The 12583-nt window shown below is 70.4% G+C and carries 10 protein-coding genes; 5 read left to right on the top strand and 5 right to left on the bottom strand.

The genetic code is table 11. The features are described from left to right. Nucleotides 1-14: 14 nt before the first annotated feature. Nucleotides 15-947, bottom strand: coding sequence for a LysR family transcriptional regulator (locus BLV96_RS09855; protein WP_086675747.1), 933 nt, complete (start codon nucleotides 945-947; stop codon nucleotides 15-17). 72 nt (nucleotides 948-1019) lie between these two features. On the opposite strand from BLV96_RS09855, the gene BLV96_RS09850 reads away from it, so the two are divergent. Then, on the top strand, nucleotides 1020-1346 hold the full coding sequence (locus BLV96_RS09850; RefSeq protein WP_086675746.1) for a CBU_0592 family membrane protein: 327 nt from the start codon (nucleotides 1020-1022) through the stop codon (nucleotides 1344-1346). 181 nt (nucleotides 1347-1527) lie between these two features. Here BLV96_RS09850 and BLV96_RS09845 read toward each other — a convergent pair whose 3' ends face one another. Further along, complete coding sequence (locus tag BLV96_RS09845; protein ID WP_244180131.1) at nucleotides 1528-2415, bottom strand: RNA polymerase sigma-70 factor; 888 nt, start codon at nucleotides 2413-2415, stop codon at nucleotides 1528-1530. A gap of 105 nt (nucleotides 2416-2520) precedes the next feature. Next, nucleotides 2521-5655, bottom strand: a complete 3135-nt coding sequence (locus BLV96_RS09840) for a LamG-like jellyroll fold domain-containing protein (protein WP_086675745.1) — start codon at nucleotides 5653-5655, stop codon at nucleotides 2521-2523. Between the two features lie 283 nt (nucleotides 5656-5938). On the opposite strand from BLV96_RS09840, the gene BLV96_RS09835 reads away from it, so the two are divergent. Together BLV96_RS09835 and BLV96_RS09830 are read left to right on the top strand one after the other, a co-directional pair. Beyond that, nucleotides 5939-8359 carry a hypothetical protein gene (locus BLV96_RS09835; protein WP_086675744.1) on the top strand — a complete coding sequence of 807 codons (2421 nt, stop codon included), beginning with the start codon at nucleotides 5939-5941 and terminating at the stop codon, nucleotides 8357-8359. A gap of 5 nt (nucleotides 8360-8364) precedes the next feature. Further along, on the top strand, nucleotides 8365-8817 hold the full coding sequence (locus BLV96_RS09830; protein ID WP_143050934.1) for a hypothetical protein: 453 nt from the start codon (nucleotides 8365-8367) through the stop codon (nucleotides 8815-8817). Nucleotides 8818-8821: 4 nt separating this feature from the next. On the opposite strand, the gene BLV96_RS09825 is transcribed toward BLV96_RS09830, so the two are convergent. Next, nucleotides 8822-9685 carry a fumarylacetoacetate hydrolase family protein gene (locus tag BLV96_RS09825; RefSeq protein WP_244180130.1) on the bottom strand — a complete coding sequence of 288 codons (864 nt, stop codon included), beginning with the start codon at nucleotides 9683-9685 and terminating at the stop codon, nucleotides 8822-8824. A gap of 92 nt (nucleotides 9686-9777) precedes the next feature. Between BLV96_RS09825 and BLV96_RS09820 the strand changes: the two genes are divergently transcribed. Further along, nucleotides 9778-10206, top strand: a complete 429-nt coding sequence (locus BLV96_RS09820) for a VOC family protein (protein ID WP_086675741.1) — start codon at nucleotides 9778-9780, stop codon at nucleotides 10204-10206. Between the two features lie 63 nt (nucleotides 10207-10269). Here BLV96_RS09820 and BLV96_RS09815 read toward each other — a convergent pair whose 3' ends face one another. Then, entirely contained in the window at nucleotides 10270-11034 is a 765-nt protein-coding gene (locus BLV96_RS09815; protein ID WP_086675740.1) for a DUF1206 domain-containing protein, read from the bottom strand. Between the two features lie 373 nt (nucleotides 11035-11407). On the opposite strand from BLV96_RS09815, the gene BLV96_RS09810 reads away from it, so the two are divergent. Further along, the gene (locus tag BLV96_RS09810; protein ID WP_086675739.1) at nucleotides 11408-12583 is read left to right on the top strand and encodes a radical SAM protein; all 1176 of its coding nucleotides are present in this window, start codon (nucleotides 11408-11410) and stop codon (nucleotides 12581-12583) included.

Here is a 12583-nt window from a genome sequence, read left to right as displayed (position 1 = left end):
CGGGGCCGATGTATTCAGCCGCCGTGCGGCGGCTCCACGGTCCACGGCAGCGCCACGTCGAGGCCGGCGGCGAGGGTGACGATCGCGTCGAGGACGGTCACCACCTCCTTGCGCGGCTCGGAGCGGGTGGTGCGGTGGCGGGCGACGAGGGTGCGCGTCCCGAGGCCGGGCAGGGACACCGCCTTCACGCCGTCGGGCACGGCTTCGCGCACCGCGAGCGCGGGCACGAGCGCGATGCCCAGGCCGCCCGCGACCATCGACAGCGCGACGTTGTAGTCGTAGTAGCTGTGCCCGGGCGCGGGCGTCCCGCCGCGGGTGCGTTCGGTGGCCGCGTGGGCCGCGGTCTCGGAGTCGACGCCGAGCCAGGTGTGGTGCTCCAGGTCGGCCGTGCTCACCGGATCCGCCATCCCCGTGGGCAGGACGACCAGCCAGGGCTCTTCGAGCACCGGGACGTCCCGGGTGCCGCGTGCCGGTTTCCCCTGGCTCGCCGGGCTTTCCGCTTCGAGGATGAGCAGGTCGACCGCCCCCGACCGCAGGGATTGCAGCGCCTTCCTGGTTTCCATCTCGCGGATCACCACCTCCAGCGCGGGGAACTGCTCCCGCAGCTGGCGCAGCAGCGGGATCAGCAGCGTCCGGATGACCGACTGGAAGGCGGCGATGACGACCGTGCCGGTGACGTCTTCGGCGAGCGCCGCAAGGGCTTTGCGCGCGTCGATCAGCTCGGCCTCGATGTGTTCGGCGGCTTCGGCGAGCACCCGCCCGGCGGGGGTCAGGACGGCGCCGGTGGGCTGGCGGTCCAGCACCGCCACGCCGATCGTCTCCTCGAGGCGGGCGATCTGCTGGGACACCGCCGACGGCGTCAGGTGCAAGAGGTCGCCGGCGGCGAGCACGCCACCGGCGCGGTGCACGGCAAGCAGGACGGCGAGCCGGCGCGGATCGATCTGCATTCAGCAGAGCTTAACCCCCGGAGCAGATAACTTCGATTGCGCTGCACCCCCGGCGCCGGTCACGATGGCGGCATGGAGGAAATGATGTCCCTGGCCGCCGCCGCGGCCGGGTGGGTGGGCGCGCTGGGCACCGCGGCGGCGTACGGCCTGGTTTCGCGCCGCGTGATCGAGCCGGACTCGGCCCTGTTCCAGACGCTCAACCTGTCGGGCGCCGCCCTGCTGGGTGTTTCGGCCGCCGCCAACGGCGCGTGGCCCGCCGTCGCGGCGAACTTCGTGTGGGTCCTGATCAGCGTCATGGCGTTGTTCAGCGCCCGCGGCGTCCTGGACGCGGTGCGCAGGCGCCTGCGCGGCCCCCGGACGGGCGCGGTGGGGGAGCCCGCGACCGAGCCGGTCGGCTGACCTCGGCGGGCCGGCGTCACAGGAGGAGGCGAAACCGCCCTTCATCCCGGAAGGGCGCACGCGATGACGATCGTCATCGAGTACCCGCCGGGCGGCGACGTCATCCACTACCAGGACGGCAACAACCGGGCCAAGGGGTGGTCGAGGAGGTAACCCGCGCCCGACGGTGTCCGCCGCCGGCTCAGCCCGCGGCGGGCACCGCCTTGTTCTTCCCGGGGTTGACCAGCCACAGCACTTGGTCGATCCCCTCGGCGGTGGCGCTGACCGTGAGCAGGCCGTACGCGGAGCCGTTCTGCCGCAGCACCGCGGCGGTCCGCCCGTTGGCCTGCACCCAGGCCACGTCGATGTCGTCCCAGAACCAGGCCGAGATCGCCAGCAGGAACTTCGCCACCCGGCCGGCCCCGACGACCGGCCGGCGGGCGACGCCCTTGCGGCCGTTGCCGTCGGAGATGCTGGTCACGTCCGGGGTGAAGAGCCGCTCCAGCTCGGCCATGTCGCCGGTCCGCGCGGCGGTGAGGAACGTGGTGAGCAGCTCCCGTTGCTCGGCCGCGGGCACCGACGCGTGCCGTTCGCTCGTCAGGTGCTTGCGCGCCCGGCTGACGAGCTGGCGCACCGCGGCTTCGGTCGCCGACAGGATGCCGGCGATTTCGGTGTAGGTGTAGTCGAAGGCTTCCCGCAGCACGTAGGCGGCGCGTTCGGCGGCGGTGAGCTTCTCCATCAGCAGCAGGGTCGCGAATTCCAGCGCTTCACCGCGTTCGGCACCCAGGTACGGGTCCGCGCCGGTGTCGACCGGCTCGGGCAGCCACGGCCCGACGTAGGTCTCCCGCCGTTTCCGCGCCGACTGGAGGACGTTGATGGCCAGCCGGGTGGTCGTCGTCGCCAGGAACGCCTCCGGACTGACCACAGTGGACCGGTCGTAGGCCTGCCAGCGCAGCCAGACGTCCTGCACCAGGTCCTCGGCCTCGGTGGCGCTGCCGAGCATCCGGTAGGCGATCCCGAACAGGCGCGGCCGCACCCGGGTGAACGCGGCGGTGGCCGCGTCGAGGTCGTCCACTTCGGAATCCGGCACCCCACGCCCCTCGTCGTCCGACGATCTCCCGCCACTCTACGAGATCGGCACCGGGAGACGCGGGTGCCGCGCTTCTCGGGCGGCACCCGCGTCCCCGCGACGGCGTCAGGAAAGCCCGGCCACCTCCGCGTCCGTCAACGCCGTGCCGGCCACGCTGACGTCGTCGACCGCGCCGCTCCAGAAGTCGACGTTGCGGCCGTCGTACTTGGCGCGCCCGACCGTGAACGCGCCCGTGCTGAGCAGCGCCGGTCCGGCCGGGGCCGTCGCGACCTTCACGCCGTCCACGTAGAGCCGGATCTCGTTGCCGGCCCGCACGCCCGTGAGCTGGTACCAGCGGCCGAGCTCCGGCACGACCTCGTACCGGGCCCGGTTGCCGCCGGGCGTGCTGAACGCGAACGCGCCCTGGCCGTACTGCAGGTAGAACGGGCTTTCCCGGTCCCGGCCGTCCTGGCTCACCGCCGTCGCGTAGTTGCCGGGCAGCTGGTCGAGCCGGACCTTCGCGGACACCGTGTAGTCACCGGTCGTGTCGACGACCGGGCCGTAGGTGTCGGCGGAGCCGCCGGTGAACTGCAGCGCGCCGTCCTTGAAGGCCGCACCGGCCGGGGTGAGCGTCAGCGGGTTCTTGCCGCCGCTCGCGTCCTTCGCGGTCGTTCCTCCGCGCTCGTCGAGGTTCCACGAGCCCTTGCCCGCGTACGGGTACGGCTTGCCGGCGTCGGCACCGGCTTCGATCACGCGCCGGTTGATCTCGCGGACCGGACCGGGGTCGACCTTGATCCGCTTGCGGTCGTAGGTCCAGAGCCCGTTCAGCTCGCCTTCCAGGTCGGTGACCTGCGTGTAGACCGACGCCGACAGCTCGGCCCGCGCCTGCCCGAGGTAGAACGTGCGGGTGTTGTCGACGTACTTCGCCGTCAGCGCCGCCTTGTCCTGCACGCCGCTGTAGATCGCGATCGGCGCACCCGGCCACTGGTGACCGGGCGTGCGCAGCGTGAAGCCGCCGTGCTCGCCGTCCATCGCGACGCGCTTGCCGTCGGAGGCCGCCGGGTCGGTGTTGTTGTAGTCGTGGTGGTCGATGACGTCACCCGCGCCCGAGTCACCCTTGGAGGCACAGCAGTTCACCCCGCTGTGGGCGTTGACGATCCGGCTCGGGTCGGCGGCCTTGACCTGGTCGGTGATCCGGCCGGTCGCGGCCTTGTCCCACTCGCCCCAGCCCTCGTTGAACACGATCCAGGCGTAGACGGACGGGTAGTTCTGCAGCTGGTGCATCTCTTCCAGGCCCTGGCTGAGCCACGCCTGCTGCGCCCCGGCGTTGTTGCCGTCGTCGAGGGACACGAAGTCCTGCCACACCAGCAGTCCCAGCTGGTCCGCGTGGTAGTACCAGCGGGCCGGCTCGACCTTGATGTGCTTGCGGACCGCGTTGAAGCCGAGGTCCTTCTGCGCCTTCAGGTCGAAGACGAGGGCGTCGTCGCTCGGCGCGGTGTTCAGGCCGTCCGGGTAGAAGCCCTGGTCCAGCTGCATCAGCGAAAAGAACGGCTTGCCGTTGAGCGTCAGCTTCGGGACGCCGTTGACATTGGTGATGCCGGTGGACCGCATGCCGAAGTAGCTCTTGACCTTGTCGCCGCCCAGCCTGATCTCCAGCTGGTACAGGTACGGGTCGTCCGGCGTCCACAGGTGCGGGTTCGGCACCGCCAGCTTCAGGTTCGCGTTCGCCGGTCCGGAGACCGTGCCGACCTGCCGGCCGCGCGCGTCCTTGGCGACCGCCGTGACGGTGGCGTTGCCCGCGGACTTGACGGTGAGCGCCAGCGAATTGGTGGTGAGGTCCGGCGTCGTCTTGATCTCGTCGATGCCCTTGTCGGCCACCGGTTCCAGCCACACCGTCTGCCAGATGCCCGACGACGGCGTGTAGAAGATCCCGCCGGGGTTGGGGGACTGCTTGCCCTTGGGCTGGTACGGGCCGGTCGTGTCGGTGACCGCGACGACGATCTCCTGCTCGTCGCCGCGCTTGAGCGCGTCGGTGATGTCGGCGTCGAACGCCGTGTAGCCGCCGGTGTGCTCCGCGACGAGCTTGCCGTTCACCCACACCTTGGCCTGGTAGTCGACCGCGCCGAAGTTGAGCTTGAGGCGCTGCCCGCCGCCGATCTTCCAGTCACGCGGGACGCTGACCGTGCGGCGGTAGAACATGTGGTCCTCGTGCCGTTCGAGCCCGGAGAGCTGCGACTCGATCGGGTAGGGCACGATCACCTTCTCGGGCAGCCGCTTGCCGAACGTCGGCTGCTGGCCGTCCTTGGCGGCCGCGAACTCCCACGGGCCGTTGAGGTTGACCCACTTCTCGCGCTCGAGCTGCGGCCGCGGGTACTCCGGCAACGGGTGGCGCGTGTCGACGTTCTCGCCCCACGGCGTCCGGAGGCGTTCGGTCGAAGCGTTCGCGACGAGGCGCCCGGCCTTGCCGACCTTCGTGCCGTCCACCGCGAGCGCGCCCGCGCCGTCGTAGTAGAGCGTGATCCGCTGGCCCTTCAGGACTTCTTCGGCCAGCCGGATCGTCGCCCGGGTGCGGGACGTCGCGATGGACGCGATCGGCATCGGCGTCGCGTCGACCTCGATGCGCAGGTGGTCCTGCAGGTCGTTCGTCCCCGAGACCCGGCCGCCGAAGTCGGCCGTGAGCGTGCGGCCGTCCCGGGACACGTCCGCCGTGCGCGGCACGACCGCGAAGTCGGCGGGTGGTGTGAACGCCGAAAGCGGCACGATCTGCTTCGCGATGGTGGCGCTCGACCAGCGCAGGAACATGTTCGCGCCGCCGGTGTCCTGGAACATCTCCAGCTTGAAGTCGTACTGCTTGCCGGCGGTCAGCGTGACGGGGGCGCTGGTCTGCTCCTTGTCCCAGTCGCCGACCCAGTGGTCGATCACCGGCGCGCCGTCGAGGAACAGCCGGAACCCGTTGTCACCGATGGCGTAGAAGGTGTAGTCGCCGGTCTGCGGCACGGCGAGCCGCCCGCTCCACCGGGCGGTCGTGTCCTCGGTGCGCCCGGCGACCAGTCCGAAGACCGAGGTCAGGTCCGCGTGGTCGACCTCCCCGTCGAGCGCGGTACCGGCCAGGTTCGCGAAGTCGTGCGCGCCGGGAGCCGACGGGGTGAAGTACTCGGCCTTCAGGCCGTGCACGGCCTCGGCGGCACCTGCGGGCGGCGTTCCCGACGCCACGCCCAGCCCCACCAGCAGGGCGAGGAGGACGGAAGCGGCTCTTCTCATCGGCGGTACCCTTCATTTTTACAACGTTGTAAAACACGTTCTGGGGGATCCAAGCAGATAATTCGGACATGCAAGTACCGCCGAAAGTGGGTATCTACCGGACAAGGCTTGTCATCGGGCGGGGTGCACATGACGCATACGGCCCCTTACTTTTCGTAGCAGATTCCCGGTTGCCGGCAGCCGTACGGGACCCGTTCACTGCCTGCCACGCTGCCCGAAAGGGCACCCGACGCCCCGGCCGCCTGGTGGAGACTGGGGTGGTGCTCGACGAAGGCGACCGCCGGTGCAGCACGAGCAACGCTCCGCCGCGCTGAGGTGCGCGTCCAAGCAGGGGCCGGCCGAACGCCGGGCCCGGACGCCGCACACCGTGCTGCCCTCGCGGCCGCTCGTGCTCGGTTCGGCCGCGGTCGTCGGGCTGCAGCGGTCCGTGGGGAACGCGGTCGTGTCCCGGATGATCAGCGGGCCACCGGCCGACCTGCAGCGTGCGTGCGGGCCGGGGTGTACCGACTGTTCGTCCTGTGTGGAGGAAGCCGAACAGCGCGACGAAGACAAGCCGTCCGCGCAGCGCGTACCGGAGCTCCAGCGCGACGATGAAGCGTCGGAAGGGGATCCTTCGCTGGTCGCGAAGCTCGAGCGCGAGATCGAGGCGGTGACGCGGAACGCCGAGCAGGACGGCGACCTCGGCTTGCGGGCCAACGCCAACCGCGCTTCGCTGTTGCTGCGGTTTCGGGCGCACCCGAGGTTCGAGACGCAGGCGCAGGTCGACGAATTCATCGACCGGGCGCGTCAGCTGGCCAGAACCGAAATGGACACGCTCACCGCGCTGGGGCCCGCCGGCGCCGAACTGGCCATGGCGACGACGCCGAAGGGCTTTCCGCTCACCTGGTCGGGCCGGGTCCACGCCGCGCTCACCCTCGGCATCGAGCCGGCCGCCGTCGTCGCCGAGCTGCAGCCGAAGCTCGCGGCACTCATCGCCCAGGCGAACGAGCTGCCGCCACGGCTGGTGGACAAGGGACTCCCGGTTCCGCTGGCGGAACTGGCCGGGTTGAGCCGCTTCGCGCTGCGCCTGGCGCACACCCAGCTGCCCGCGGGCGACGCCGTCGGCGACTTCGCCCGCGCCACGGCCCGCTGGGCGCAGATGCGGTTCTACGGGAACTTCGCCCTCACGTGGGAAGGCGTTGTGAACCAGGTGGCCGAGGCGGTCGCCGATGGCACGTACGTCCCGAAGTTCCACGAGTACCAGGACTTCGTCCAGAACAAGCAGCGGATCCTCCGTGACCTGCCGGCGCGGTCCGCCGAGCGGCTCGCGATGTCGGAGGCCGAGCTGCTGGCCATCCAGACCGAGTCGCTGGGACTGGCGGACGCGGCGCTGGTCGCCGGCATGGGCGGCGGCCTGTCGGGGCTGCTCGGCATTCTCAGCGGCTGGTCGCAGGGCTCGGACCAGTTCGACACGGCGTTGGCCGCCACGGACGCGCGGATCGGCGGAGCGGGCGACGGCGAGCGGGTCGCGATGGCGTTCCGCTGGTTGCTGGCCGCCGGGTACGCGGGCGGCGCGCTGGGTGAGGTCCTGGACGGGCTGATCGCGAACGGCCCGGAGATCCTCAAGGAACTCGCCGTCATCGTCGTGCTGCAGATGATTCCGTTCGTCGATGTCGCGGTAGACGTCTACCTGATGGTGAAGCTCGGTGCGGACGTGCTGAGCCAGCTCGTCGAGCTGGGCGACGCGTTCCGCGACGTGCTGGCCGCGCGCACCGCCGTCGCGATGCAGCACGCGGCCGGCCGGATGGCCAGGGTGCTCGCCGCGGGTGGGTCCCAGATCCTCCTCCAGCTGACCACGATGGGGGTGGCGAGAGGCGTCCGCGCGCTGCGCGTCCGCGCGGAGCGGATCCGGGCCGCCAACCGCGCGTTGAGCGAGGAACAGGCCATGCGGCAAGCGATGCGCGAAGCTCCCAAGGCCGAGCGGGCGCCGCTGGAGGCGACGCTGAGCCCGTGGGAGCAGTCCCTCAACGAAGAGACGCAGACGCTGCTCCGGGAGCGCCCCGATCTGCGCCGTCAGTTCCGGGAGATGGATCCGCGGGTGCGCGACGTCCTGACCCGGTGCGCGAGTCCGTGTATCCCGACGACGGCCACGACTGCGCAGGTGCAAACCATCCAGACCCTGCTCGGACGGCTGCGCAACCTCGGCGCCACCGACGAGCTGCTGCTTAAGGAGCACTTCCACGCCGGGCGGGCCGACCTCGACACCGCGATCTCGCGGGTGTCCGGGGCCAGTAACGCGGCTCACCTGCGCAAGCTGCTTCGCGACTCGGCGGTCGCCCGGTCCGAAGTGCCCAAGGTGCTCGCTCCGCTGACCGACGTCCCGGGGCACGGTTTCCCGGGCCGGTGGGGCGATCCGGCGTCACCCTCCTACGGGCACTCCTATCGCGAACACGGTGCCCACCTCGACAGCAACGACTTCCGGAACCGGGCCATGAGCGTGCGCAAGAGCGGCCGCCGGGTACCGGACGGCCAGTTCTACGACAACGCCCTGATCGTCGAAGCGGAGCGGCGCGCACCGGTGGCTCCCGGCGCCCACGACGTCGAAATGTTCCGCCCGGTGGGCCGGGTCTTCCAGCCGGACGGCAGCGTGGTCAGCGACGTGCAACGCGTCCGGGTCGTGCGCTTGGCCGACGGGTCGGTCGAGTCCAGCTTCCCGATACCGTGATCCCGATGGTGCCGTTCTCGATCACCGCCGGCTGGGAGCGACGTGGGACGCCACGCGCGTACAACGAAGACGACGTCGCGCTGTGGAGCGAAGAAATGCGCGCGCTGTTCCGGTTCGTGGCGGAGTACGAAGGGCCGCTGACACTCCACTTCGGTGACCTCGTGATCCGGCTCGACCTGGACGACCTTCCGTATCCCTACCCGCACTTGGACGAGGTGTTCACCGCGCTGGGCGTCGAGGGAGGGGAAGCCGACCTGTACTTCGCCGCGCAGGGCACGGAACTCCGCCTGGCGCTGCGCCGAACGGGAGACACCGTGACGGTCCGGTTCCATCCCGGCCACACCGCGCCGGCCGAATTCGCCCCGTTGGCCGGCCGGGTGGAGACCGTCGACCTCGGCAGTTTCATCAGCGCCTGGAACGACCTTCGCGTCCGAGTACGTGCCGCGGCGAAGCGCTGAGGTCTCAGCGGGCCGCGAGCACCCGGCGCACCTCATCCGCTCCCAGCACCACAGGGGAGCGCAACGACCCCACCTCGTCGATCTCGATCTCGACCACGTCTCCCGGCCGCAGCCCCTGGTCCAGTCCCGGCACCACGGACGTGCCCGTCGAAAGGACCGCGCCGTCGGGGAAGTCGTTGTCCCGCCACAGGTACTCGACCAGCCCCGCCGGTTCGCGGTTCAGCTGTGCGGTACTGGCCTCGCCGGCGAACACCTCCCCGCCGTCGCGCAGGATGCGCATGCGGAGGCCGAGGGACAGCGGATCCGGTACCTCCCACGCCGGCCGCACACGTGCCGAGATCGCGCACGATCCCGTGTAGATCTTGGCCTGCGGGAGGTACAACGGGTTCTCGCCTTCGATGCTGCGGGAGCTCACGTCGTCGACCACCACGTACCCGGCGATCTCCCCGGTGCCGGTCAACAGCAGGCCGAGTTCCGGCTCCGGCACGTTGTTGGCGGAATCGGCGCGGACGGCGATCGGCTCGTCGTCGGTGACCACGCGCCACGCCGGTGACTTGAAGAACAGCTCCGGCCGCTCCGCGCGGTACACCCGCGCGTACACGTCCTCGTCGGCGCTCTCCTCGCGGCGGGCCTCCTCCGACCGCAGGTACGTCACCCCCGCGGCCCACACCTCCATCCGCCCGTCCAGCGGCGGCAGCAGGCGTGTCCCCGTCGTGGACACCGGGTCCCCGGCAGCCTCGGCCAGCTCGCGGATCTCCGCCACCGGCCGGCGCAGCAGGTCGCTCATCGACGCCACCGGGAGCGGCCGCAGGCGCTCCTCGGCGAGCAGGCCGACCCGGACGGTGCCGGTTCCGTCCGCGAAACGCACCAGGTGACTCAACCCCGACCTCCTCGTTCCGTGTCGAACCTACGGAGTGCCGAGCGCGGCGGTCAACGCACGTTCCCGATAACGTGCCCGGCATGCCCATCAAACTCGAGAACGTCGGCATCGCCGTCCGCGACCTCGAAGCGACGATCGCTTTCTTCACCGACCTGGGTCTCACGGTCATCGGCCGCGACACGGTCAGCGGTGAGTGGACCGAAACCGCCGTCGGCCTGGATGGCAACCACGCCAAGATCGCCATGCTCCAGACGCCGGACGGGAACGGCCGCCTCGAGCTCTTCGAGTACATCCACCCCGAGGCGATCGAGTCGGAGCCCACCCGCCCCAACGCGATCGGCATGCACCGCGTCGCCTTTTCCGTCGACGACCTCGACAAGGCGCTCGAGATCGCCGCGAAGCACGGCTGCCACCCGCTTCGCGGGGTGGCGAACTACGAGGACATCTACCGGCTCACGTACGTCCGGGGTCCCAGCGGCATCATCGTGATGCTCGCCGAGGAGCTCTAGGCGATCTTGCGGCGGTGGACGGCGGCCCGCCGAACTCGGACGTGTCGGTCGCGCTGGTGGTCGTCAGATCTTGCGGTAGCGGCTCTCGAGCAACGCGAACGCGCCGAAGACGGCGATGCCGGCCGCCAGTGTCAGCAGCAGTGCTTGCCCGTACGGCTGGAGCGCGAGCGTCTTGAGCGCGGGGTCCAGGCCGCCGGCCTTGGCGGGGTCGTAGTCGACCGCGGCGACGATGAACATCGCACCCACCGTGCCGTAGGTGACCGCCATGGCGCACCAGCCCACCTGGCCCAAGCGCTCCGTCGACCGCCGCAGAGTGCGGGACGTGCCGTCGAAGTCGAGGTCGTGGACGAACTTCTTCCGGACTCCGCGGTAGCCGAGGAACGCCGCGACCGCGATGACGATGCCGCCGGCCGCGATCACCGCGGCGGGTCCCCAGGGCTCGGCCAGGACCGTGGCCACCACCGACCCCGCCTTGCCGGAACCGCCGGTCGCGATCTTGCCGGCGCTGTAGGCGACGAGTCCGTACAGGACGACCTCGACCCCGCTGGTCGCGCGGCGCACCCACCGCCGGCGCGGTGCGGCGTGCCGGTGGCCCGTGATCGCCTCGGTGAGCTGCCACAGCGCGAGCAGCCCGGTGCCGGCGGCGATCAGCCAGAGCAGCCACGCTCCGCCACCGGCGGCGACGATCTGCAAGGCGCCGGCCTTGTCGGCCTTCTCGTTGTCACCGAGGGCCACCTGCGCCGCCAGCCACGCGACGACCAGGTGCACGGCGGCGTAGCAAGTCAGGCCGATCCGGGCGATCAGGGCGAAACCTCTGAAGTCGGGCACGGGAGGATCCTGAACCATTCCGGCCCGCTTGACCAGACACCGCCGCGACTTCGCCGACCGCCGGCGGGGGCGCGCCGGCGGGGGGTTCGAGCGTCGGGGGAGCACCGGTCGACGGCTGGACCGACTGTCGCTGGACGGTGACGCTCTCGCGACCATCGGGAGTGCCGCCCGACCGGGTGTGGTCCGCGGGCGCCCGGGGCAGTCGTGGACCGGCTTTCCCGAGCGAACTCCATGGCTGCCAGAGAACCCGTCGGCACCCGTCACAGCGCTGATCCGGCCCTTGCGGGCGACCGCCGCTAGGGGTGTTCCCGATTCCCGCCGGCACCTACCGTGGATCCGGAAAATCACGCCGCCGGAACACTGTGGGGAATTCATGCGCCCAGCCACGACGCGCACCATCGACGTCAAAGAATTCGCCGATATCAAGCACACCGTCGCAATTCGGTCACAGGCCCGCAAGAGCGTTCTCGCCGATCCGCTGTACGCGACTCCGTTGCCGCGTGAGGTTTGCCTGCAGCTGACCTACCGCTGCAACCTGCGGTGCAGTCACTGCTACCAGTGGAGCGAACAGGGCTTCTTCCGGGACTTCAGCCCGCAGCGGCAGAAGACGGAACTCGGGGTGGAGATCGTCGAAAACCTGCTGCGCACCACCGCGGAGACCCGGTCGAAACTGTTCCTCTGGGGCGGTGAACCGCTGATGCACACGCGGTTCCGGGAAATCACCGACCTGCTCGTCCGGTATCCGCGGACGGTGACCATGTGTACGAACGGCCTGTTGTTCAAGCGCCACCTCGACGATCTTCTGCGCATCGGGGAAAACCTCAACCTGCTCGTCAGCCTGGACGGGCTCGGCGCGGAGCACGAGGCGTTGCGCGGCAAGGGCACTTTCCGGCGGACGGAGGAGAACATCCGGCGGATGCTCGATCTGAAACGAGCCGGCGAATTCGGCGGTGAAGTGTCGCTCAACTGCATGATTTCGCACCAGAGCGTCGGCCGGATGACCGAATTCATGGAATGGGCCGAAGAGCTCGGCGTCAACACGGTCTACTTCCAGTTCCCGTGGTACATCAGCCCCGAGGTCGCCGCGGCGATGGACCGGGTCTACGCCGAGTCGTTCGCCTGGCTGCGGCCCGAAACCGGGACGAAGAAGCCGACCTGGCACTCCTACACCTACCGGCTGCCGGAGGAGTGCCTGCCGGTGCTCCGGGAGTCCATGCGGCAGCTCGCGAGCCGGACGTGGCGGGTCCGCGTCCGCTACCAGCCGCAGCTCGCCGACGACGAGGTCGACGACTTCATCCGCGGCACCTCACGCCCGGCGCAGCGGCGCAGCCGGTGCCTCGCGGTGTCCAACCGGCTGGAGGTGCACGCCGACGGCAGCGTCAGCTCCTGCAAGTTCTTCCCCGAGTTCGTGGTGGGCAACCTCTACGACACCGAGCTCGGCGAACTGTGGCAGAGCCCGGCGTTCCGGGAGGTCCGGCGGGTCCTGTCCGCCACCGGGATGATGCCCGTCTGCTCGAAGTGCATCCTCCTCTACCTGAACGGGGTGTGA

It is taken from the genome of Amycolatopsis pretoriensis, from assembly GCF_900107925.1.
GTDB classification, from domain to species: domain Bacteria; phylum Actinomycetota; class Actinomycetes; order Mycobacteriales; family Pseudonocardiaceae; genus Amycolatopsis; species Amycolatopsis pretoriensis.
The sequence above is the reverse complement of the archived record's forward strand: the minus strand, read 5'-3'. Positions and strand labels throughout refer to the sequence as shown.